Origin of the sequence: Streptomyces sp. NBC_00091 (assembly GCF_026343185.1) — a bacterium.
Lineage (GTDB): Bacteria > Actinomycetota > Actinomycetes > Streptomycetales > Streptomycetaceae > Streptomyces.
The window spans coordinates 142,921-164,587 of record NZ_JAPEMA010000001.1 but is presented as its reverse complement, the minus strand read 5'-3'; the positions used below and the strand labels follow the sequence as shown (position 1 = coordinate 164,587).

Sequence of the window (21,667 nt, the reverse complement as noted above, 5' to 3'; positions counted from 1 at the left end):
GGACCCCGGTCAACCGAAAGTTTGATGTCGCGGTGCCACCTTCGATAGCAGGATCCCTACCGTGGCGCGATGCCCCGGGCCCGCGTGCGAGACCAAGGTGGGGGACATGTTCGTCGCATGGAGAGATCTACGGTTCGCCAAGGGCCGCTTCGCCCTCATGGGCTCGGTCGTTCTGCTGATCACGCTGCTGGTCGGCCTGCTGTCGGGGCTGACCGCGGGACTGGCCCGGGAGAACGTCTCGGCCATCACCGGGCTGCCCGCCTCGCGGCTGGCCTTCGCAGCGCCCCCCGGGGACCAGGAGGTCTCCTTCACCCAGTCCCAGCTGCCCGACAGCGCCTGGCAGGCCTGGCGCAAGCAGCCCGGGGTCGACAGCGCCCGGCCGCTGGGCATCCGCACCACCAACGCCGTCTCGGGCGGGCGCACCGCCGCCGTCTCCGTCTTCGGCGTCGAACCGGCCGGCGGGCTCGCACCCGCCGGGGCGGGGCTCGCCCAGGGCCGGATCGTCCTCACCGAGAAGGCGGCCAAGGAGCTCGGCGGCCTCACCGCCGGGGCGAAGGTCAGGATCGGCACGCTGGAGACGACCGTCGCCGCCGTCTCGGGCACGGCCGCCTACAGCCACACCCCGGTGGTCTGGATGGACCTGAACGACTGGCAGCGCATCGGCAACCCGGGCACCTCCATGGACACCCTCGCCACCGTCATCGCCCTCGACGGCTCCGGGGCCGTGGACTGGGCGGCCGGCGACCGGGCCGCGGCCACGAAGTCCCGTACGGTCGACCAGGCCCTGGGCGCCATAGGGTCGTACCAGGCCGAGAACGGCTCGCTCCAGCTGATGCGCGGCTTCCTCTTCGCCATCTCCGCCCTGGTCATAGGGGCCTTCTTCACCGTCTGGACGATCCAGCGCAGCGGCGACATCGCGGTGCTGAAGGCCCTCGGCGCCTCCACCCCGTACCTGCTGAAGGACGCCCTCGGCCAGGCCGTCGTGATGCTGGCGATCGGCACCGGAGCCGGTACGGCGCTCGCGGCCGGCATCGGCGCCCTGATCAGCGGCGGCGACGTGCCCTTCGTCCTCGACGCCGCCACCGTCCTCGTCCCCGCCGCGGTCATGATCGTGCTCGGCGCGCTGGGCGCGGCCCTGTCCATCCGGCGGATCACCGCCGTCGACCCGCTGACCGCCCTCGGGAGCGCCCGATGACCCTGCTCGTCCACGACGCCACGCTCACCTACCCCGACGGGGACGGCCGCCTCACCGCACTCGACGCGGTGGCCCTGGAGGTGCCGGCCGGCTCCCTGACCGCGATCGTCGGGCCCTCGGGCTCCGGGAAGTCCAGCCTGCTGGCCGTGGCGGCCACCCTGGTCACCCCGGACTCCGGGCGGGTCGTGGTCGCGGGGCAGGACACCACCCGGCTCGGCCCCGCCGAGAAGTCGGCCCTGCGCCGGGAGAAGATCGGCATCGTCTTCCAGCAGCCGAACCTGCTGGCCTCGCTGACCGCCGCCGAGCAGCTCCAGGTCATGGCCCACCTCCGCGGCCGCCCCTCCCGGCAGCTGCGCCGCCGGGCCCTGGAGCTGCTGGACGCGGTGGGCCTGGCCGACAAGGCCGACAAGCGCCCGCACCAGCTGTCGGGCGGCCAGCGCCAGCGCGTCAACATCGCCCGGGCCCTGATGAACGAGCCGGCCGTGCTGCTGGTCGACGAGCCCACCAGCGCCCTGGACCACGAGCGGGGCGCGGCCGTCCTCGACCTGCTGGTCACCCTCACCCGCGAGCGCTCCACCGCCACGGTGCTGGTCACGCACGACCACGCCCACCTGGACCGGATGGACCGTACGGCGGTGATGGCCGACGGCCGCCTCAGCCACGGCGCGCTGCCGGCCGAACCGCCCGCGTCCGTCCCGGCGGCCTGAGCCGGCCCGCACACGCGAGAGCCCCGGCACCCCCCACAGGGGGAGGGGTGCCGGGGCTCTCGCCTGCGTATCTACGCGGGGCCGTATCTACGCGGGGCCGTCCCTACGCCGGGGTCTGGCTCTGCAGGGCCACCGACAGCTCGGCGGCGACGCCCTGGAGGATCGGCACGAAGGACTCGGCCACCGCCTCGGTGACCCGGCCCGCCGGACCGGAGATGGAGATCGCGGCGGCGGTCGGCGAGTTCGGCACCGACACGGCGAGGCAGCGGACTCCTATTTCCTGCTCGTTGTCGTCGACCGCGTAGCCCGCCTTGCGGACCTTCTCCAGGGCGTCCAGGAAGCCCTCGGGGGTGGTGATGGTCTTCTCGGTGGCGGCCGGCATCCCGGTGCGGGCCAGCAGGGCACGTACCTCGTCGGCGGGGGTGTACGCGAGCAGGGCCTTGCCCACGCCGGTGGAGTGCGGCAGCACCCGGCGGCCGACCTCCGTGAACATGCGCATGGAGTGCTTGGAGGGAACCTGGGCGACGTAGACGATCTCGTCGCCGTCGAGCAGGGCCATGTTCGCCGTCTCCCCGGTCTCCTCGACCAGACGGGCGAGGTAGGGGCGGGCCCAGGTGCCCAGCAGCCGCGACGCGGACTCGCCGAGGCGGATGAGGCGGGGTCCGAGGGAGTAACGTCGATTGGGCTGCTGCCGGACGTAGCCGCACGCGACGAGCGTGCGCATCAGGCGGTGGATGGTCGGCAGCGGCAGGCCGCTGGCGGCCGAGAGCTCGCTGAGGCCGACCTCACCACCGGCATCGGCCATGCGTTCGAGCAGATCGAAGGCGCGCTCAAGGGACTGGACGCCACCGCCGCCGGCGGTGGGCTTGGTGGAGGCGTCGGTGGTGCTGGCGCTGGACGTCGGCACGGCGCGGTCCTTTCGGTGCTGGCAGGCAAGGGAGCAGCCTACCGGTCGGTCGGCGCCGGCCCTAGAGCCGGGGCCTTGCCGTCCCCGCCGGTCAGAGGCGGTTTGTCCTGGTGGTGGACGTCCTCGGGAAGTTACCCGGCTGGTCACCGTGGTGGTAGCTACATTCTGGATAGTGAAATCTTAATTCCATCCTGTGGAAACATCCAATTGCGATGGGAGCGTGTCAGTGGTCCGTCCGGGCGCTCTTGACTGGCTCCGGATCGGGGTGAAGACTCCGTCAACAGAACGTTGAATTTCGCTCTGTGGAAGTAGATGGGGAGGTTCCGGTGGCCGACGCGGCTGTGGAACTGGTACTGCGCTCGACGCGCGTCATCACCCCCGAGGGGACGCGTGCCGCCTCGGTGGCCGTCGCCGGCGGGAAGATCACGGCCGTGCTGGCGCACGACGCCGAGGTACCGGCCGGAGCCCGGCTGGAGGACTTCGGCGACGACGTCCTGCTCCCCGGCCTGGTCGACACCCACGTCCACGTGAACGACCCGGGCCGCACCGAGTGGGAGGGCTTCTGGACGGCCACCCGCGCGGCCGCCGCCGGTGGCATCACCACCATCCTCGACATGCCGCTCAACTCCCTGCCGCCGACCACCACGGTCGACAACCTCCGCGTCAAGCAGGAGGTCGCCCGGGCCAAGGCGCACGTGGACATCGGCTTCTGGGGCGGCGCCCTCCCGGACAACGTCAAGGACCTGCGCCCGCTGCACGACGCCGGCGTCTACGGCTTCAAGTGCTTCCTGTCCCCCTCCGGCGTGGACGAGTTCCCCGAGCTGGACCAGGAGCAGCTGGCCACCTCCCTCGCCGAGATCACCGGCTTCGGCGGCCTGCTGATCGTGCACGCCGAGGACCCGCACCACCTCGACGCCGCCCCGGTCGTCCCCGGCCCCAAGTACGCCGACTTCCTGGCCTCCCGTCCGCGCGACGCCGAGAACACCGCGATCGGCAACCTGATCGCCCAGGCGAAGCGGCTGAACGCCCGCGTGCACGTACTGCACCTGTCCTCCTCCGACGCGCTGCCGCTGATCGCCGCCGCCAAGGCCGAGGGCGTCCAGATCACCGTCGAGTCCTGCCCGCACTACCTCACCCTCACGGCCGAGGAAGTGCCCGACGGCGCCAGCGAGTTCAAGTGCTGCCCGCCCATCCGCGAGGCCGCCAACCAGGACCTCCTGTGGGACGCGCTCGCCGACGGCACCATCGACTGCATCGTCTCCGACCACTCGCCCTCCACCGCGGACCTGAAGACCAGCGACTTCTCCACCGCGTGGGGCGGCATCTCCTCCCTCCAGCTGGGCCTCCCCGCGATCTGGACCGAGGCGCGCCGCCGCGGCCGCACCCTCGAGGACGTCGTCCGCTGGATGTCCGCCGCCCCGGCCGCCCTCGCCGGCCTGGCGCAGAAGGGCGCGATCGAGGCCGGCCGGGACGCCGACTTCGCCGTCCTGGCCCCTGAAGAAACGTTCCTTGTGGATCCGGCCGAGCTCCACCACCGCAACCGGGTGACGGCGTACGCGGGCAAGACCCTGCACGGCGTCGTCAAGTCCACCTGGCTGCGCGGCACGCAGATCGCCGACCACGGAAACCCGACCGAGCCCACGGGCCTCCTCCTCGAAAGGCAGAACTGACAGTGGCGATTCCTTCTTTCACCGGCAACGCGAACCCGTACGGAGGCGGCGACCCGTACGCGGACTACCGCACCGCGGACTTCCCGTTCACCCAGTACGCGAACCTCGCCGCCCGTGAGCTGGGCGCCGGTGTCATCGCTGCCAACGACGAGTTCTTCGCCCAGCGCGAGAACCTGCTCATCGCCGAGGCCGGGCACTTCGACCCGGAGCACTTCGGCCACAAGGGCAAGATCATGGACGGCTGGGAGACCCGCCGCCGCCGCGGCGTCTCCGCCACCCAGCCGTGGCCGACCGCCGAGGACCACGACTGGGCGCTCGTCCGCCTGGGCGCCCCCGGCGTGATCCGCGGCATCGTCGTCGACACCGCCCACTTCCGCGGCAACATGCCGCAGGCCGTCTCCATCGAGGGCACCAACTGGGACGGCGCCCTCGCGCCGACCCCGGAGGAGCTCCTCGGCGACGACGTCAAGTGGACCACCCTGGTCCCGCGCACCCCGGTCGGCGGCCACGCGGCCAACGGCTTCGAGGTGAGCGTCGAGCAGCGCTTCACGCACCTGCGCGTCAACCAGCACCCGGACGGCGGCATCGCCCGCCTGCGCGTGTACGGCGAGGTCGTCCCGGACCCGAAGTGGCTCGCCACGCTGGGCACCTTCGACGTCGTCGCGCTGGAGAACGGCGGCTCGGTCGAGGACGCGTCCAACCGCTTCTACTCCCCGCCGACCAACACCATCAACCCGGGCCGCTCCCGCAAGATGGACGACGGCTGGGAGACCGCGCGCCGCCGCGACAACGGCAACGACTGGATCCGCTACCAGCTCGTGGCCGAGTCCGAGATCCGCGCCGTCGAGATCGACACCGCCTACCTCAAGGGCAACTCCGCGGGCTGGGCCTCCCTCTCCGTCAAGACGGGCGAGGAGGGCGAGTGGACCGAGTTCCTGCCGCGCACCCGCCTGCAGCCCGACACCAACCACCGCTTCGTACTGGACGCCCCGGCGGTCGGCACCCACGTGCGGATCGACATCTTCCCGGACGGCGGCTTCTCCCGCCTGCGCCTGTTCGGTTCGCTGACGGAGACCGGCGCGGCCGCGCACGCCGCCCGGCACCAGGAGCTGGGTGGCTGAGTCCGCCCGTTCGACGGCCCCGGGGGCCGACACCCCCGGGCCGTCAGCTACCTCAAGGGGCGCACCGCTTGCCGGTGCGCCCCTTCGGCGTGCCGCAGCGATGAGTTCCGGCCGCCACGGGAGTCTGGGCAGGAGGGGGAAACCGGACACAAGGAGCGCGGAGCCATGGGAAAGCTGACCCTCACCACCTTCCTCACCCTCGACGGAGTGATGCAGGCCCCCGGCGGGCCCGAGGAGGACCGCACCGGCGGGTTCGCGTACGGCGGCTGGCTCGTGCCGTACGCCGACGAGGGCATGCGGGAATTCGTCAACGAGGTCTTCGGCCGGGCCGGGGCCTTCCTCCTCGGGCGCCGGACGTACGAGATCTTCGCCTCGTACTGGCCGCAGCACGACGACCCCGCCGACCCGATCCCGAACAAGCTCAACCGGCTGCCGAAGTACGTCGCCTCGACCACCCTCAAGGACCCGGCCTGGGGCCCGGCCACCGTCGTGGACGGGGAGCAGCTCCAGTCGGAGATCGTCCGCGTCAAGGACGCGATGGACGGCGAGCTCCAGGTGCACGGCAGCGGCCAGCTGGCCCAGTGGCTGCTCGCGCGCGACCTCGTCGACGAGCTGAACCTGCTGGTCTTCCCCCTCTTCCTCGGCGCGGGCCGCCGCCTGTTCCCCACCGGCGGCCTGCCCACGGCCTTCGAGCTGACCGGCTCCCGCACCACCGGCAGCGGGACCGCCGTGCACACCTACCGCCCGACGGGCCGCGCCACCTTCGGCAGCTTCATGGACTGAGGATCCCGGCGCGCGCGGGGGCGCGCGATAACCGGTCGACCGGGAAGATCGACTCGGGTACGGTGAGCCCGCATCCGTGCGAGCCGCCGACGTCTCCACCCCCTGCCCGCCGTCGGAGTTGCCCCGGTGTCCACCCTCGCCGCCCCCGCGCCCGTCCTCGCCCCCCGCCGGGCCTGGCTCGCGGACCTGCCCGTCCTGCTCGTCGCCGTCGTCTGGGGCGGCAGCTACCTCGCGGCCAAGGGGATCACCACCACCCACACCGTGATCGCGGTGCTCGTACTGCGCTTCGCGCTGGTGCTGCCCGTCCTCGTCCTCGCCGGATGGCGGCGGCTGCGGGCGCTGAGCCCCGCCCAGCTGCGCGGCGCCGGCGCGCTGGGCCTCGTACTCGGCGGGATCTTCCTGCTGGAGACCTACGGGGTGGTGCACACCTCCGCCACCAATGCCGGGCTGATCATCAGCCTGACCATGATCTTCACCCCGCTCGCCGAGTCCGCCGTCCGGCGCACGGCCCCCTCGGCCGCCTTCCTGGGCGCCGCCGCCGTCTCCGTCGCCGGGGTCGTGCTGCTCACGCAGGGCGCCGGGTTCACCGCGCCCACCACCGGCGACCTGCTCATCCTCGGCGCCGCCCTGGCCCGCACCCTGCACGTGCTGCTGATGGCGCGGATCAAGGCCGTCCAGGACGCCGACTCGCTCTCCCTGACCACCGTCCAGCTCGGCAGCGCCGTGCTGGTCTTCGCCCTGCTGGCCGCCCTGCCCGGCACCGGGGACAGCCCGTGGGCGGCGGCCGCGGGCTTCGGACCCGCCGAATGGGCCGGGCTCGCCTTCCTCTCCGTCTTCTGCACCCTCTTCGCCTTCTTCGTGCAGATGTGGGCCGTACGCCGCACCTCGCCCTCCCGCGTCAGCCTGCTGCTGGGCACCGAACCGCTGTGGGCGGCCGCCGCCGGCATCGCCATCGGCGGCGAGCACCTCGGCCCCCTCGGCCTCACCGGCGCCGCGCTCGTCCTGGCCGGAACCGCCTGGGGGCGCCGCGCGGCCGGCTGAAACCCGCGCCGATTGGCCGACAATCGGCTCCTGCCGGTTTGATCACCGGGCCTACTGTGGCCCGCATGCCCGCCAGCGTGCCCGCCCTACAGGTCAGGGAGCTCCTCCAGGCGTACGGGGCGCCGCTCCCGCCGGGAGCGCTCGCACGCCTCGGCCACCCGGAACGCGGCCAGCGCCTGGAGGCCGTCGCAGGGGTTGGCGCCCTCACCGCGCACCAGCCGTACGAAGGCCGCCAGCTCGGCCTCGTAGGCGGGGGCGAACCGCTCCAGGAAGCCGGTCCACGGCTTGCTCGCCGGGGGCGGGCCGTGCGGCTCCGTCGAGGCGATCGGCGTACGGTCGTCCAGCCCGGAGGAGACCTGGTCCAGATCCCCGGCCAGCTCCATCCGTACGTCGTACCCCGCGCCGTTGCACCGGGTGCCGCTACAGGTCACCAGGGTCCCGTCGTCCAGCGTCAGGACCGCCGCGGCCGTGTCCACGTCCCCGGCCTCCCGGAACCGGGCCGGCCCCGCGTCCGAACCGGTCGCGTACACCTCGGCCACCTCGTGCCCGGTCACCCACCGGACCATGTCGAAGTCGTGCACCAGGCAGTCCCGGTACAGCCCCCCGGAGGTCGCGAGGTAGGCGGCCGGCGGCGGCGCCGGATCGGCCGTCATCGTGCGCACCGTGTGCAGCCGCCCCAGGGCACCCGAACGGACCAGCTCCCGCGCGGTGCGGTAGCCCGCGTCGAACCGGCGCATGAAGCCCACCTGGAGCAGCCCCCCGGCGGCCTCCACCTCGCGCAGCACCGCCAGGGTGCGGGCCAGGTCCGGGGCCAGCGGCTTCTCGCAGAACACCGGCAGCCCGCCGCGCGCCGCCCGTACGACCAGGTCGGCGTGGCCCTCCGTGGCGCAGGCCACGACCACCGCGTCCACACCCCAGGTGAAGACCTGCTCGACGGACGGCGCGGCGGTGGCCCCCAGCCGGTCCGCGAGCCGCACGGCCCGTCCCGGTTCGGCGTCGGCGAGCAGCAGCGAGCCGGCGTCCGGCCGGCGGGCCAGCGCGGCCGCGTGGAAGGAACCGATCCGGCCCGTTCCGATGAGCCCGATGCGCATGCACTCAACGTGACCCCGTACGGGGGACCTGTCAATCCGCGCGCGCATGCCCCGATGACCCTCCGTGGTCCACTGTGGCGGATACTGGGCGGCTGGAACCGGAATGACCGATTGATGACGGACGACATGGACGAGGGAAGGGCGGCACGGGGACGTGGCTAGGGTTCGGACAGGGGTACGCGTCGTCGGCGCCGTGCTCGCGGCGGTACTGGGGGCCTCCCTCGCGGGCTGCAGCAGCACGGGCGGCAAGCGCGCCGAAGAGCGGGCGAAGGCCGCCGAGGCGGGCCGGCCCGCCGTGTCCACGCCGCGCTGGACCTTCGCGATGGTGACCCACGCGGGCGACGGGGACACCTTCTGGGACATCGTGCAGAAGGGCGCCAAGGAAGCCGCGGCGAAGGACAACATCAACTTCGTCTACTCCCACGACGACCAGGCACAGCAGCAGGCCCAGTTCGTGCAGAACGCCATCGACCAGAAGGTCGACGGGATCATCGTCAGCCTCGCCAAGCCGGAGGCCCTCAAGGACGTCATCGGCAAGGCCGTCAAGGCCGGCATCCCGGTGGTCACGGTCAACTCCGGCTCGGCCCAGTCGGCCGAGTACGGGGCGCTCACCCACATCGGCCAGGACGAGCAGATCGCGGGCGAGGCGGTCGGCAGCGAGCTGACCCGGCGCGGGAAGAAGAAGGCCGTCTGCGTCCTGCACGAGCAGGGCAACGTCGGCCACGAGCAGCGGTGCGCCGGGGCGAAGAAGACCTTCGGCGGGACCATGGAGAACCTGTACGTCGAGGGCACCAACATGCCCTCCGTCCAGGCGGCCATCCAGGCGAAGCTCCAGGCGGACCCGTCCGTCGACTCCATCCTCACCCTCGGCGCGCCCTTCGCCCCCACCGCGGTCAAGGCGAAGGACGCGGCGGGCAGCAAGGCCGAGGTGGACACCTTCGACCTCAACGAGTCCGTCGCCCGCGACCTGAAGTCCGGGGCGCTGGGCTTCGCCGTGGACCAGCAGCCCTACCTCCAGGGGTACGAGGCCGTCGACCTGCTGTGGCTCTACCGCTACAACGCGGACGTCCTCGGCGGCGGCCGGCCGGTGCTGACCGGCCCGCAGATCGTCACCGGGGCCGAGGCCGCCAAGCTGGAGGACTACATCAAGCGGGGCAGCCGATGAGCAGCCCCGCCGCGCCCGCCGTCGACGAACGGCTCGCGCCCACCTCCTACGTCCGCAGGCTGCTGGGCCGCCCCGAACTGGGTTCGGTCGTCGGCGCCGCCGCGGTCTTCGTCTTCTTCTCCTTCGCCGCGGACAGCTTCCTGCGGACCTCCAGCCTGAGCACGGTCCTGTACTCGGCCTCCACCATCGGGATCATGGCGGTCCCGGTCGCCCTGCTGATGATCGGCGGCGAGTTCGACCTGTCCGCCGGTGTCATGGTCACCACCTCGGCGCTGTTCAGCTCGATGTTCAGCTACCAGATGACCGCCAACGTCTGGGTCGGCGTCCTCGTCTCCCTGCTGGTCACCCTGGCCATCGGCTTCTTCAACGGGTTCATGCTGACCCGCACCAGACTGCCCAGCTTCATCATCACGCTCGGCACCTTCCTGATGCTGACCGGCCTGAACCTCGGTTTCACCAAGCTGATCAGCGGTTCGGTCTCCACCAAGACCATCGCCGACATGGAGGGCTTCTCCTCCGCCCGGGCCCTGTTCGCCTCGCAGTGGAACATCGGCCCGGTCACCCTCAAGGTCACCATCCTGTGGTGGCTGGCCCTGGTGGCCGTCGCCACCTGGATCCTGCTGCGCACCCGTGCCGGGAACTGGATCTTCGCGGTGGGCGGCGGGGCCGACGCGGCACGCGCGACCGGCGTCCCCGTCGTCAAGACCCGCATCGGCCTGTACATGGGGGTCGCCCTGTGCGCCTGGATCTCCGGGCAGCACATCCTCTTCTCCTTCGACGTCGTCCAGTCCGGGGAGGGCGTCGGCAACGAGTTCCTCTACATCATCGCGGCCGTCATCGGCGGCTGTCTGATGACCGGCGGCTACGGCTCCGCGATCGGCTCGGCCGTCGGCGCCTTCATCTTCGGCATGACCAGCAACGGCATCGTCTACGCCCAGTGGAACCCGGACTGGTTCAAGTTCTTCCTGGGCGCCATGCTGCTGCTCGCCACGCTGCTCAACGCATGGGTCCGCAAGCGGGCGGAGGCTCGGGCATGAGCACGGCACTCGTGAAGCTGACGGACGTCAGCAAGTACTACGGCAACATCCGCGCCCTCCAGGGCGTCTCCCTGGAGGTGTCGGCCGGGGAGATCACTTGCGTCCTCGGCGACAACGGCGCCGGGAAGTCCACCCTCATCAAGATCATCGCGGGGCTGCACCGGCACGACGCCGGCAGCTTCGAGATCGAGGGCGAGGAAACGGCGCTCGCCAACCCGCGCGCGGCCCTCGACCGCGGCATCGCCACCGTCCACCAGGACCTCGCCGTCGTCCCCCTCATGCCGGTGTGGCGCAACTTCTTCCTCGGCTCCGAGCCCACCAGGGGGCGCGGCCCCTTCCGCCGCCTCGACGTGGAGTTCATGCGCGAGACCACCCGCGCCGAGCTGCTGCGCATGGGCATCGACCTGCGCGACGTCGACCAGCCGATCGGCACCCTGTCCGGCGGCGAGCGGCAGTGCGTGGCCATCGCCCGCGCCGTGTACTTCGGCGCGAAGGTCCTCGTCCTGGACGAGCCCACCGCGGCCCTCGGCGTGAAGCAGTCCGGAGTGGTCCTCAAGTACGTCGCCGCCGCACGCGACGCGGGCCTCGGCGTGGTCCTGATCACCCACAACCCGCACCACGCGTACCTGGTCGGGGACCGCTTCGTCCTCCTCAAGCGCGGCGCCATGGCGGGCAGCCACACCCGTGACTCGATCACCCTGGACGAGCTCACCCGGCAGATGGCGGGCGGCTCGGAACTGGACGAGCTGAGCCACGAGCTGGAGCGGGTGGCAGAATCAGGTGCTGACAGCGCGGGCGGCTCCGTCTCCGGTGCCCCAGCCGGCTCCGAAGCCCCCTCCGGGGCTCCCTCCGAAGCCTCCTCCACCTCCGACAGGGACGAAACGACTCGATGAGCACGTACCGGGACTTCACGCTCGCCCACCGGGCGGCGGCGCGAGGCACCGTCCTGCGGACCGTCGGGACCCGCGAGCGCCGCTCGCTGCTGACCGCCCCGCGCGTCCCGACCGTCGGCATCGACATCGGCGGCACCAAGGTGATGGCCGGCGTGGTCGACGCCGACGGGGTCATCCTGGAGAAGATCCGCGCCGAGACCCCGGACAAGTCGAAGAGCCCCAAGGTCGTCGAGGACACCATCGTCGAGCTGGTACTGGACCTCTCCGACCGGCACGACGTCCACGCCGTGGGCATCGGCGCGGCCGGCTGGGTCGACGCCGACCGCTCCCGCGTGCTGTTCGCCCCCCACCTCGCCTGGCGCGACGAGCCGCTGCGCGACGCGCTCCAGTCGCGGCTCGCCGTCCCGGTCATGGTGGACAACGACGCCAACACCGCCGCCTGGGCCGAGTGGCGCTTCGGCGCCGGCCGGGGCGAGGACCACCTCGTCATGATCACCCTGGGCACCGGCATCGGCGGGGCCATCCTCGAGGGCGGCCAGGTCAAGCGCGGCCGCTACGGGGTGGCCGGCGAGTTCGGCCACATGCAGGTCGTTCCCGGCGGACACCGCTGCCCCTGCGGCAACCGCGGCTGCTGGGAGCAGTACAGCTCCGGCAACGCCCTGGTCCGCGAGGCCCGCGAGCTGGCCGCCGCCGACTCCCCGGTGGCGTACAACATCATCGCCAGGGTCGGCGGCAACGTCTCCGAGATCACCGGACCGCTCATCACCGAGCTGGCCCGCGAGGGCGACGCCATGTGCGTCGAGCTCCTCCAGGACATCGGCCAGTGGCTCGGCGTCGGCATCGCCAACCTCGCCGCCGCCCTGGACCCCTCCTGCTTCGTCATCGGCGGCGGCGTCAGCGCCGCCGACGACCTGCTGATCGGCCCCGCCCGGGAGGCCTTCCGCCGCCACCTCACGGGCCGCGGCTACCGCCCCGAGGCCCGGATCGCCAAGGCCCAGCTCGGCCCCGAAGCGGGTATGGTCGGCGCCGCGGACCTCGCCCGGCTCGTCGCCCGGCGCTTCCGCCGCGCCACGCGCCGGCGCGTCGAGCGCCACGAGCGCTACGCGCAGCTCGGCCGGCGCGGCGCCGCGGGCCCCCCGGACCCCCAGGATCAGGAACAGCAGTGACACCGCCACCCTCCTTGCCCCGCCAGGCCTCCTCCCCCGACGCGGGCGGCGCCCAGCCGCCCACCGACGGGGAACGCGAGGACCGCCGGCACACCGTCCGGCGCCGCTGGGTCACCGCGATCATCATCCTGCTGCTCATCGGGGTCCCCGCGGGCTACCTCTTCATCTCGGCCCAGCAGAGCCGCGAGAGCGGGAGGGACAAGGCCGCCCGGGTCGGCGCGGTCAAGGTGCGGCCGGACTGGCCGTCCAAGGTGCAGCGCAGCATCTACGAGGTGCCGATCCCGATGATGGCCTCCTTCGTCGGGTACCTGGAGACCAACAACTGGCACACCAGCCGGCTCTACGTTCAGTTCCAGGTGACCCCCCAGGAGCTGGACGCCTTCCTGGCCGGCGTCGGCACCAGCCGGGAGGCCATGACCCCCGGAGTGTCGATCTCCGACCGCGACGCCAAAGTCGCGGGCTGGAGCTGGAGCCCGAACCACAAGTGGTCCGGGGTCACCCTGGAGGCGCAGGAGCCGCGCCCCACCCGGGACGTCACGGTCGACTTCACCAACCCTTCCGCACCCCGCGTGTACGTGGTCTCCACCGCCATTCCGTAGACCGCTCCCGGCCACGGCGGCCTATGGTGGGATCATGAAGCTCACCAAACGGCTGCACTCCTGCGTCCAGTTGGAGAAGGACGGGCGCGTGCTCGTCATCGACCCGGGCGCCTTCAGCGAACCGGACGCGGGCCTCGGAGCGGACGTCCTGCTGGTCACGCACGAGCACCCGGACCACTTCGAAGAGGGCCGGCTGCGCGCCGCGCTCGACGCGAACCCGGCCGCCGCGCTGTGGACCCTGCGCAGCGTCGCGGAGCGGATGGCCGCCGCCTACCCGGGCCGGGTGCACACCGTGGGCCACGGCGACACCTTCGCCGCCGCCGGTTTCGAGGTCCAGGTCCACGGCGAACTGCACGCCGTGATCCACCCCGACATGCCGCGGGTGACGAACGTCGGCTACCTCGTCGACGGCTCCCTCTTCCACCCCGGGGACGCACTGACCGTGCCGGACGCCCCGGTCCAGACGCTGATGCTGCCGGTGCACGCGCCGTGGAACAAGGTCTCCGAGGTGATCGACTACGTCCGCGAGGTCAAGCCGGACCGGGCGATCGACATCCACGACGCCTACCTCTCGGACATCGCCCGGCCCATCTACGACATGGCCCTGGAGGGCCTCGGCGGCGCCCCGCACAGCCGTCTCGGCGCAGGTCAGAGCGCCGCACTCTGACTGTCGGTGCCGGGCGGTAGGTTGGTGGGCATGCGTATCGCCACGTACAACGTCAACTCGATCACCGCCCGGCTGCCGCGCCTGCTCGCCTGGCTGGAGAGCTCCGGCACCGATGTGCTCTGCATCCAGGAGACCAAGTGCTCCGCGGAGCAGTTCCCCGCCGCCGAGCTGCGTGAGCTGGGCTACGAGTCGGCCGTCAACGCCACCGGCCGGTGGAACGGCGTCGCCCTGCTCTCCCGGGTCGGGCTGGAGGACGTCGTCCTGGGGCTGCCGGGCGGGCCGGACTACGAGGGCGTGGAGGAGCCCCGCGCCATCTCCGCCACCTGCGGCGGGGTGCGGGTCTGGTCGGTGTACGTGCCCAACGGCCGCGAGGTCGAGCACGACCACTACGGCTACAAGCTGGACTGGTTCGGCGCCCTGACCACCGCCATCGCCGAAGACGCGGCCGGCCCCCGCCCCTTCGCGGTGCTCGGCGACTTCAATGTGGCGCCGACCGACGAGGACGTCTACGACCCCGCCGTCTTCGCGGGCCTCACCCACGTCACCCCCGCCGAGCGCGCCGCCCTGGAGGCGCTGCGGGTCGCCGGGCTCTCCGATGTCCTGCCGCGCGCGCTCAAGTACGACCGTCCGTACACCTTCTGGGACTACCGCCAGCTCGCCTTCCCCAAGAACCGGGGCATGCGCATCGACCTGGTGTACGGGAACGAGCCCTTCGCCAAGGCGGTCAAGGACGCGTACGTCGACCGCGAGGAGCGCAAGGGCAAGGGCGCCTCCGACCACGCGCCCGTCGTCGTCGACCTGGACCTCTAAGAAGGCCGGGCCCGCGGAAGGCCGGGCCTCCGGAAGAGGGGATCAAGGCGCGCCCTGTGGTCAGCCGGGGATCCCGGTGCCAGGCTGGTCGGTATGAACATCCCTTTCCTGGCCAACTGGCTGAACCGGCACGAAACGGAACGGGGCGCGGGACTCGCCGCCGCCATCGCGGATGATCCCGAGGGCATCGCCGAGCTGTTCTCGGAGTGCGAGATGCTGCGGGCCCAGGCGAGGGCGGCCGGGCTGGAACTCGACCAGACTCCGGCTTCGTTGGAGGCCCTCGACCAGCTGATGCCGCGCTGGCGGCGGGATCCCGAGGCCGTGCCCTGGCTGGGCAACGACGCCGGCTTCTACCTCGGGACCGTGATCGTCCGCACCCTCCCGGGCTGCGCCTGGCAGGTCTGGCCCAACGGCCAGCCGGTGATCCGGCTCGCCTCCGGCCGGGAGCTCAACGTGATCGAGTCGGGAGTGTCCTGGGCGATGACCGGCTCCCCCGAGCTCAGCCAGGCCTACGCCGAGGCCTCCGAGGGCTGAGCGTGTCCCCTACGGGACCCGCGGCACGTATAGAAACCCGCACAAACGGGGCCGCGACCATCGTCGGGCCGGTGAGCATCCGCTCACCGGCCCGAATGATGCCCTGGAGCAGCCAACCGATGAAGATCCGCAACAGACTCATGAGCCGTCTCGCCGTCATGGCGGGCGCGGCCCTCCTCGCCCTGTCCGGCACGGGCTCCGCCCAGGCCGCCGCGCCCGGGTGGCAGGACCTCACCCAGCCCCTGCCCGCGGGGTCCTCCCCGCTCAGAGAGGCCTACGCACTGCCCTTCTCGGCCTCGTCCGCGACCATCGTCGAAGCGCAGACGCCGTGCCCGATCGGCGGCTGCGGGGCCGACACCCTCCAGTGGGAGTGGAACGGCACGAGCGCGGTCTCCAAGCCCAAGGGGCCCTACCAGTACGAACGGGGCGCCAAGATGGCGGGCACCGGCCCGGACGACCTCTGGTTCCTCACCTACTCCGACGAGGGTTTCGGCACCGGTCTCGACCACTGGGACGGCACGGCCTGGACCAGCCCCGCCTTCCCCAGCTACTTCCAGCCCAGTCAGCTCCTCGGGACGGCCCCGGGCGAGCTCCTGGTCGCGGGCTACGAGTACTTCAATCCGGGCCGGCCCATCGTCGCCAAGTGGAGCGGTGGCGTCTGGTCCCAGACCTTCCTGCCCGCTCCGGGCGGCAAGCGCGTCAAGCTGAGGGCCATCCACCAGACCGGCCCCAACGAGATCTGGGTCTCCGGCGAGACCGAAACCACCAGCGTCACGTCGGAGATGTACGTCGCCCGCTTCAACGGCACCTCCTGGACCCAGGTCACCGTGCCGAAGCTGACCGGCACCAGCTACTACTCGCAGCAGATAGCGGGCACCTCCACCGACCTGTGGTTCACCGGCATGAAGACGGACGTCGACAAGTGCTGGACCTCGCTGCGCTACAACGGCTCCGCCTTCACCACCGTCCGGACCTGTGACGGCACCTCGATCCACACGGTCGTCAAGCACAACGGCACCTGGATCGCCGACGGCGGAACCACGGGCCTGCGCAAGTGGACCGGGACGGCCTGGACGCCGATCGCCGCGCCGCGCACCACCGGTACCGGCATTCGCCAGCTGACCCCCGAGCCCGGCGGCGCCGCGTACTGGGCCTCGGGCTGGGACGCGAACGGCCCGTTCGTGGCCCGCTTCACCGGCACCCCGTAACGGCGGGTCCACCCCCGCCGACGGGCGCCCGCGGTACGCATGCCGTACCGCGGGCGCCCGCGGGCCCCGCCACGGCCCCGCGTTCGTGGGCCAATGCGCTTTATGTACCTTTCAGGCGTGTCGAGGTGAAGTCCCCTTCGACGGCTGGATAGTTTGCGCTGACCTCGACACACCGACAAGTGGGCAGGGCAGCGTATGGCCGTCGATCCGTTGATCGAGCTGCGGGACGTCAACAAGCACTACGGGAAGTTGCACGTCCTCCAGGACATCAACCTCACCGTCGGCCGCGGGGAGGTGGTGGTGATCATCGGGCCCTCCGGGTCCGGGAAGTCCACCCTCTGCAGGACCATCAACCGGCTGGAGACCATCGAGTCCGGGACCATCACCCTCGACGGCCGGCCGCTGCCCGCCGAGGGCAAGGAGCTGGCCGGGCTCCGCGCCGAGGTCGGCATGGTCTTCCAGTCGTTCAACCTCTTCGCGCACAAGACCGTCCTGGCCAACGTCTCACTCGCGCAGATGAAGGTCAGGAAGCGCAAGAGGGAGGAGGCCGACAAGCGCTCCCGGGAACTCCTGGAGCGGGTGGGCCTCGCGAACCAGGCCGACAAGTACCCCGCCCAGCTCTCCGGCGGCCAGCAGCAGCGCGTGGCCATCGCCCGCGCCCTGGCCATGAACCCGAAGGCGCTGCTCTTCGACGAGCCCACCTCCGCCCTCGACCCGGAGATGATCAACGAGGTGCTGGAGGTCATGCAGCAGCTCGCGGCCGAGGGCATGACCATGGTCGTGGTCACCCACGAGATGGGCTTCGCCCGCTCCGCCGCGAACCGCGTCGTCTTCATGGCCGACGGCAGGATCGTCGAGGACCGCACCCCGGAGGCCTTCTTCACCGCCCCCGAGAGCGACCGGGCCAGGGACTTCCTCTCCAAGATCCTCAAGCACTGAGGGGCGGCCCGATGAAGCACACCCTGCGTGCACTCGCCCTGGCCGCGATGGTCCTCGCGGCCGCCGGCTGCGGCAAGTCCGGCAGCCCCCCGGTCAAGGGCCCGCAACCCGAGGACCTGCCCGTCTACCAGGTGGACACCGGCTTCCGGCTCCCGGGATCGCGCACCTGGGAGAAGGCGAGGAAGCGCGGCCACCTCGTGGTCGGAGCCAAGGAGGACCAGCCGTACATGGGGGAGAAGGACCCGGCGAGCGGCCGCTACTCCGGCTTCGACATCGAGATCGCCAAGATGATGTCGGCCTCCCTCGGCTTCGACCCCAAGAGCATCGAGTTCAAGACGATCGCCTCCGCCAACCGCGAGACCGCCCTGCAGAACGGCCAGATCGACTACTACGTGGGCACCTACACGATCAACGCCAACCGCAAGAAGCAGGTCGGCTTCGCCGGCCCCTACTTCATGGCCGGCCAGTCCCTGCTCGTCCGCAAGAACGAGAAGGACATCAAGGGCCCCGAGGACCTCGCCGGCAAGAAGGTCTGCTCGGCCGCAGGCTCCACCCCCTACCAGCGGCTCCAGCGGGAGTTCCCGAAGGCGGTGCTCGTCGCCTACGACACCTACTCGGTCTGCGTGGACAACCTGCTCACCTACCAGGTCGACGCCGTCTCCACCGACGACTCCATCCTCCTCGGCTACGCCGCCAAGGTCCCCGAGGAGCTCAAGGTGGTCGGCAAGCCCTTCTCCGAGGAGCCCTACGGCATCGGCGTCCCGCGCGCCGACAACGACCTGCGCCTCGCCCTCGACGACGCGCTGGCCGCACACGAGAAGAACGGCGACTGGAAGAAGGCCTACGAGGCCACGCTCGGCCTGTCCGGCGAGCCCGCCCCCAAACCGCCCGCCATCGACCGCTACCCGGCGGGCTGAGGGGAGAGCGCACCTCCATGGACGTACTCACCGAGAACTTCTCGCTCTACGGGAAGGGCTTCCTCGGCACCGTCGAACTGACCGTCTACGCCTCGCTCGTCGCCCTGGTCCTCGGCTTCCTGATGGCCTCCTTCCGCGTCGCTCCCGTCGGCTCCTTCCGGGTCTTCGGCACCGTCTGGGTGGCCGTGCTGCGCAACACCCCGCTCACCCTGCTGTTCTTCGCCGTACTGCTGGGCCTGCCCCGCTTCGGACTGGTCCTGCCCTTCCAGCTCTTCGCCGTCCTCGCGCTCGGCTGCTACACCTCGGCCTTCATCTGCGAGGCGCTGCGCTCGGGCATCAACACCGTCCCCAAGGGGCAGGGCGAGGCGGCGCGCAGCCTGGGCATGTCCTTCGGGCAGACCCTGGGCACGGTGGTGCTGCCGCAGGCCTTCCGCTCGGTCATCCCGCCCATCGGCTCCACGCTGATCGCGCTCGCCAAGAACTCCGCGATCGCCGGCGCCTTCAGCGTCACGGAGCTGCTGGGCACGTACAAGACCCTCAACGAGCTGGGCTACAGCATCATCTGGACCTTCGTCTGGATCGCCGTCGGCTACCTGATCATCACCCTGTCCATCAGCGCGCTCTTCAACGTGCTGGAGAAGCGCTACGGAGTCGCCCGATGACCGCGCACGCGCTGCACGGGGACGTGGAGTCCACCGCCCTGTACGACCTCCCCGGCCCGCAGGCCCAGCGCCGTCACTTCTTCTACGGGATCTTCTCGACGGTGGTGATCCTCGCCCTGCTGGCCTGGATCCTTTACCTCCTCTTCGACACCCACCAGTTCACCGCGGCCAAGTGGCGCCCCTTCGCCTACGAGGGCATCCAGGAGCTGCTGCTCAAGGGGCTCGGGAACACCCTGAAGGCCTTCGCCTACGCCTCGGTGCTCTCGCTCGCGCTCGGCGCGGTGCTCGCCACCGGCCGGCTCTCGCTGCACCGGCCGGTGCGCTGGGTGGCGACGCTGTGCGTGGAGTTCTTCCGGGCCATGCCGGTGCTGGTGATGATCTTCTTCATCTTCGTGGCGCTGAAGGTCCAGCCGCTGCCCGCGCTGGTGGCGGGGCTGACCCTGTACAACGGATCGGTGCTGGCCGAGGTCTTCCGTACGGGGATCAACTCCGTGGAGAAGGGCCAGCGAGAGGCGGCGTACGCGCTCGGCATGCGCAAGACGCAGGTGATGACCTTCGTCCTCGCCCCGCAGGCGGTCCGCGCGATGCTCCCCACGATCATCAGCCAGCTGGTGGTGGCCCTGAAGGACACCTCGCTCGGCTACCTGATCACCTACGAGGAGTTCCTGCACGCGGGCAAGCTGATCGCCTCGAACCTGGACTACGACCTGCCGTTCATCCCCGTCGTCATGATCATCTCGCCGATCTACATCGGCATGTGCATGCTGCTGTCCTGGTTCGCCACCTGGGTCGCGCGCAGGGAGCGCCGCAGCCTGAAGACCAGGGCGGTCGAGGTCGCCCCCGCCGAACCGGGGACGGTGCTGCCGGGGAGGTAGTCCCCGGCAGCAGCCGCCGATCACTGTTCGCGCAGCGGCACCGAGACGTACGAGGGATCGGTGCGCGGCGAGGAGAAGGTCAGCTGCGCGCCGGTCGGGTTGTGCTCGATGTAGAGCGGGTCGACCGTGTCGACGACGAGCGCGAGCCGGTGGCCCTCGGGCACGTCGTAGGCGGTGGAGAAGAGGTCCAGGTCCACCCCGAAGGACTGCCCGGGGGTCTTCCCGTGGAAGGTGTACGGGGCGTTGCTGACGAGCTTGCCGATGCCGAGCGGGCCGACGTCGTAGAGGTAGGCGACGAAGGTGCCGTCGCCCTTGGTGGGGGTGACGGTGGTGTGCAGGCGCACGGTGCCGCGGATGCGGCGTTCCTCCTCGTAGCGCGGGGACTGCCAGACGGCGGCGAAGGCGCGGGGGAGGAGGGGGATGGAGGCGGTCGGGGGCGCCTTCGCGAGCTGGTCGAGGATGCTGGAGAGGAAGAGGATGCCGCCGTTGGCGCCGGAGTCGACATTGGCCCAGACGTGCTCGCTGTCGGCGAGCGGGAGCTTCTCGGTGCCGCCGGAGCCGACCGACTTCCAGTCGGGGTAGCCCTCGTAGCCCTCGGTGCTGCGGGACTTGAGCTGCACCGGGGCTTCGGTGTCGACCCCGTTGCGCTCTCCCTTGAGGTAGCGGTCGAACCAGCGGTGGGCGTTGGTCCAGGTGTCGTTGGGCAGGCCGAGCAGGCCGGTGGCCTCGGCGGTGGCGTGGTCGCCGGGGCGGAACTCCAGCCGCTTGGGGCCGGTGAGCTCCTCGAAGAACTTCGCGTACTGGTTGGGCGGGAAGATGGTGTCACCCCAGGCGTTGCCCATCATGATCGCGGCGCCGTTGGCGTTGATCCGGTCCACCTGCTCGGAGGCGGAGCGCTTCTTGCCCCACTCGATCATCGCCTGTTCCCGGTCCAGCTTCGAGCCCAGGAAGTCGCCGAGGATCTGCTGGAGTTCGGGTCCGGGACGGCCGGTGAGGAAGCCGGCGGCGCCGAGCATCCCGGCGGCCTGGAGGTGCTGGGTGCGGCCGGAGTAGATGGACTCGATCAGGTCGGCCCAGCCGCTGAGGGCGACCACGGCCTTGATCCGCGGGTCGTGCGCGGAGGCCAGCAGGGCGATGCCCGCGCCGTACGAGACCCCGCCGAGGCCGATGTGTCCGGGGTCGGCGGGGGTGGTGGCGAGGGCCCAGTCGATGACGGCGGAGACGTCGGCGGTGTCGGCCGGCCCGGCCGTCTCGATCTCGCCGCCGGAGAGCCAGAAGCCGCGCGAGGTGTAACTCACCACGACGTAGCCGGAGTCGGCGAGCTTCTTCGCCTGGGCGATGTATTCGATCTGCGGCATGCCCCAGCTGGTGGGGAGGACGATCAGCGGGTACTTCCGGCCGGGTTCGGCGCCCGCCGGGGTGAAGACGTTGCCCTTGAGGGTGATGCCGCCGGAGCCCGGAATGTCGTGGAACCGCAGTTCCGGCTGCTGGGCAGCCGGGGCGGCGGGGGCCGCCTGGGCCTGGTGGGGGGCCAGGCCCAGGGCGGTCACCGCCAGAACGGCCGCCACGGCTGCGGCGGATTTGCTGCGTCGCATCGATCGCTCCTCGCGTGCGCCGGTGTCCAAAGTGACCCGACGGTAACGGGGGAGGCTTACCGAAAGTAACCCATGGGTAAGTTAC

At 71.3% G+C, this 21,667-nt stretch carries 22 protein-coding genes; 19 read left to right on the top strand and 3 right to left on the bottom strand.

The annotated features are described in order from the left end of the window. Nucleotides 1–106: 106 nt before the first annotated feature. A complete protein-coding gene (locus OOK34_RS00755; protein WP_267031904.1) occupies nt 107–1,195 on the top strand; it encodes an ABC transporter permease in 1,089 nt (362 codons plus the stop codon). Further along, on the top strand, nt 1,192–1,902 hold the full coding sequence (locus tag OOK34_RS00750; protein WP_267031903.1) for an ABC transporter ATP-binding protein: 711 nt from the start codon (nt 1,192–1,194) through the stop codon (nt 1,900–1,902). Before OOK34_RS00755 ends, OOK34_RS00750 begins: the two co-directional genes overlap by 4 nt. 103 nt (nt 1,903–2,005) lie before the next feature. On the opposite strand, the gene OOK34_RS00745 is transcribed toward OOK34_RS00750, so the two are convergent. After that, a complete protein-coding gene (locus OOK34_RS00745; protein WP_267031902.1) occupies nt 2,006–2,809 on the bottom strand; it encodes an IclR family transcriptional regulator in 804 nt (267 codons plus the stop codon). A gap of 326 nt (nt 2,810–3,135) precedes the next feature. Here OOK34_RS00745 and allB point away from each other — a divergent pair, with 326 nt between their 5' ends. From allB to OOK34_RS00725, 4 genes are all read left to right on the top strand, one after another. After that, nucleotides 3,136–4,479, top strand: coding sequence for an allantoinase AllB (gene allB / locus OOK34_RS00740; protein ID WP_267031901.1), 1,344 nt, complete (start codon nt 3,136–3,138; stop codon nt 4,477–4,479). A gap of 2 nt (nt 4,480–4,481) precedes the next feature. Continuing rightward, a complete protein-coding gene (gene alc / locus OOK34_RS00735; protein WP_267031900.1) occupies nt 4,482–5,600 on the top strand; it encodes an allantoicase in 1,119 nt (372 codons plus the stop codon). A gap of 165 nt (nt 5,601–5,765) precedes the next feature. Continuing rightward, entirely contained in the window at nt 5,766–6,383 is a 618-nt protein-coding gene (locus OOK34_RS00730) for a dihydrofolate reductase family protein (RefSeq protein ID WP_267031899.1), read from the top strand. A 126-nt stretch (nt 6,384–6,509) separates the two neighbouring features. Further along, entirely contained in the window at nt 6,510–7,424 is a 915-nt protein-coding gene (locus OOK34_RS00725; RefSeq protein ID WP_267031898.1) for a DMT family transporter, read from the top strand. Between the two features lie 86 nt (nt 7,425–7,510). Here OOK34_RS00725 and OOK34_RS00720 read toward each other — a convergent pair whose 3' ends face one another. Continuing rightward, a complete protein-coding gene (locus OOK34_RS00720) occupies nt 7,511–8,515 on the bottom strand; it encodes a Gfo/Idh/MocA family oxidoreductase (RefSeq protein WP_267031897.1) in 1,005 nt (334 codons plus the stop codon). 154 nt (nt 8,516–8,669) lie between these two features. Here OOK34_RS00720 and OOK34_RS00715 point away from each other — a divergent pair, with 154 nt between their 5' ends. The 13 genes from OOK34_RS00715 (at nt 8,670) to OOK34_RS00655 (ending at nt 19,987) form a co-directional block, all read left to right on the top strand. Next, on the top strand, nt 8,670–9,680 hold the full coding sequence (locus tag OOK34_RS00715; RefSeq protein WP_267031896.1) for a sugar ABC transporter substrate-binding protein: 1,011 nt from the start codon (nt 8,670–8,672) through the stop codon (nt 9,678–9,680). Next, on the top strand, nt 9,677–10,717 hold the full coding sequence (locus OOK34_RS00710) for an ABC transporter permease (protein ID WP_267031895.1): 1,041 nt from the start codon (nt 9,677–9,679) through the stop codon (nt 10,715–10,717). The genes OOK34_RS00715 and OOK34_RS00710 overlap by 4 nt, the downstream gene beginning before the upstream one ends. Beyond that, nucleotides 10,714–11,610 (top strand): ATP-binding cassette domain-containing protein, encoded by an 897-nt coding sequence (locus OOK34_RS00705; protein ID WP_267031894.1) that lies wholly within the window; start codon nt 10,714–10,716, stop codon nt 11,608–11,610. Before OOK34_RS00710 ends, OOK34_RS00705 begins: the two co-directional genes overlap by 4 nt. Continuing rightward, nucleotides 11,607–12,776 carry an ROK family glucokinase gene (locus tag OOK34_RS00700; RefSeq protein ID WP_267031893.1) on the top strand — a complete coding sequence of 390 codons (1,170 nt, stop codon included), beginning with the start codon at nt 11,607–11,609 and terminating at the stop codon, nt 12,774–12,776. The genes OOK34_RS00705 and OOK34_RS00700 overlap by 4 nt, the downstream gene beginning before the upstream one ends. Beyond that, nucleotides 12,773–13,375, top strand: a complete 603-nt coding sequence (locus tag OOK34_RS00695; RefSeq protein WP_267031892.1) for a hypothetical protein — start codon at nt 12,773–12,775, stop codon at nt 13,373–13,375. The genes OOK34_RS00700 and OOK34_RS00695 overlap by 4 nt, the downstream gene beginning before the upstream one ends. 34 nt (nt 13,376–13,409) lie before the next feature. Further along, a complete protein-coding gene (locus OOK34_RS00690) occupies nt 13,410–14,042 on the top strand; it encodes an MBL fold metallo-hydrolase (RefSeq protein WP_267031891.1) in 633 nt (210 codons plus the stop codon). 30 nt (nt 14,043–14,072) lie between these two features. Further along, nucleotides 14,073–14,852, top strand: a complete 780-nt coding sequence (locus tag OOK34_RS00685; RefSeq protein ID WP_267031890.1) for an exodeoxyribonuclease III — start codon at nt 14,073–14,075, stop codon at nt 14,850–14,852. A gap of 93 nt (nt 14,853–14,945) precedes the next feature. Continuing rightward, a complete protein-coding gene (locus tag OOK34_RS00680; RefSeq protein ID WP_267031889.1) occupies nt 14,946–15,386 on the top strand; it encodes a DUF6278 family protein in 441 nt (146 codons plus the stop codon). Between the two features lie 140 nt (nt 15,387–15,526). Beyond that, nucleotides 15,527–16,594, top strand: a complete 1,068-nt coding sequence (locus tag OOK34_RS00675) for a hypothetical protein (RefSeq protein WP_267031888.1) — start codon at nt 15,527–15,529, stop codon at nt 16,592–16,594. A gap of 195 nt (nt 16,595–16,789) precedes the next feature. Then, complete coding sequence (locus tag OOK34_RS00670) at nt 16,790–17,533, top strand: amino acid ABC transporter ATP-binding protein (protein WP_267031887.1); 744 nt, start codon at nt 16,790–16,792, stop codon at nt 17,531–17,533. Between the two features lie 11 nt (nt 17,534–17,544). Beyond that, complete coding sequence (locus OOK34_RS00665; RefSeq protein ID WP_267031886.1) at nt 17,545–18,450, top strand: glutamate ABC transporter substrate-binding protein; 906 nt, start codon at nt 17,545–17,547, stop codon at nt 18,448–18,450. Between the two features lie 17 nt (nt 18,451–18,467). Next, a complete protein-coding gene (locus OOK34_RS00660) occupies nt 18,468–19,112 on the top strand; it encodes an amino acid ABC transporter permease (protein WP_267031885.1) in 645 nt (214 codons plus the stop codon). Continuing rightward, nucleotides 19,109–19,987: an amino acid ABC transporter permease gene (locus OOK34_RS00655; RefSeq protein WP_267031884.1), complete on the top strand. Its 879-nt coding sequence runs from the start codon at nt 19,109–19,111 to the stop codon at nt 19,985–19,987. Before OOK34_RS00660 ends, OOK34_RS00655 begins: the two co-directional genes overlap by 4 nt. Before the next feature lie 20 nt (nt 19,988–20,007). Here OOK34_RS00655 and OOK34_RS00650 read toward each other — a convergent pair whose 3' ends face one another. Then, complete coding sequence (locus tag OOK34_RS00650; RefSeq protein ID WP_267031883.1) at nt 20,008–21,582, bottom strand: alpha/beta fold hydrolase; 1,575 nt, start codon at nt 21,580–21,582, stop codon at nt 20,008–20,010. Nucleotides 21,583–21,667 lie beyond the last annotated feature (85 nt).

Bases quoted from the DNA above. Each gene is read 5' to 3' on its own strand.
- OOK34_RS00705 (WP_267031894.1), top strand. From the start codon at position 10,714: ATGAGCACGGCACTCGTGAAGCTGACGGACGTCAGCAAGTACTACGGC.
- OOK34_RS00655 (WP_267031884.1), top strand. From the start codon at position 19,109: ATGACCGCGCACGCGCTGCACGGGGACGTGGAGTCCACCGCCCTGTAC.
- OOK34_RS00670 (WP_267031887.1), top strand. From the start codon at position 16,790: ATGGCCGTCGATCCGTTGATCGAGCTGCGGGACGTCAACAAGCACTAC.
- OOK34_RS00690 (WP_267031891.1), top strand. From the start codon at position 13,410: ATGAAGCTCACCAAACGGCTGCACTCCTGCGTCCAGTTGGAGAAGGAC.
- OOK34_RS00700 (WP_267031893.1), top strand. From the start codon at position 11,607: ATGAGCACGTACCGGGACTTCACGCTCGCCCACCGGGCGGCGGCGCGA.
- OOK34_RS00660 (WP_267031885.1), top strand. From the start codon at position 18,468: ATGGACGTACTCACCGAGAACTTCTCGCTCTACGGGAAGGGCTTCCTC.
- OOK34_RS00665 (WP_267031886.1), top strand. From the start codon at position 17,545: ATGAAGCACACCCTGCGTGCACTCGCCCTGGCCGCGATGGTCCTCGCG.
- OOK34_RS00650 (WP_267031883.1), bottom strand. From the start codon at position 21,582: ATGCGACGCAGCAAATCCGCCGCAGCCGTGGCGGCCGTTCTGGCGGTG.
- OOK34_RS00750 (WP_267031903.1), top strand. From the start codon at position 1,192: ATGACCCTGCTCGTCCACGACGCCACGCTCACCTACCCCGACGGGGAC.
- OOK34_RS00675 (WP_267031888.1), top strand. From the start codon at position 15,527: ATGAGCCGTCTCGCCGTCATGGCGGGCGCGGCCCTCCTCGCCCTGTCC.
- OOK34_RS00685 (WP_267031890.1), top strand. From the start codon at position 14,073: ATGCGTATCGCCACGTACAACGTCAACTCGATCACCGCCCGGCTGCCG.
- OOK34_RS00680 (WP_267031889.1), top strand. From the start codon at position 14,946: ATGAACATCCCTTTCCTGGCCAACTGGCTGAACCGGCACGAAACGGAA.
- OOK34_RS00755 (WP_267031904.1), top strand. From the start codon at position 107: ATGTTCGTCGCATGGAGAGATCTACGGTTCGCCAAGGGCCGCTTCGCC.
- OOK34_RS00730 (WP_267031899.1), top strand. From the start codon at position 5,766: ATGGGAAAGCTGACCCTCACCACCTTCCTCACCCTCGACGGAGTGATG.
- OOK34_RS00710 (WP_267031895.1), top strand. From the start codon at position 9,677: ATGAGCAGCCCCGCCGCGCCCGCCGTCGACGAACGGCTCGCGCCCACC.
- OOK34_RS00720 (WP_267031897.1), bottom strand. From the start codon at position 8,515: ATGCGCATCGGGCTCATCGGAACGGGCCGGATCGGTTCCTTCCACGCG.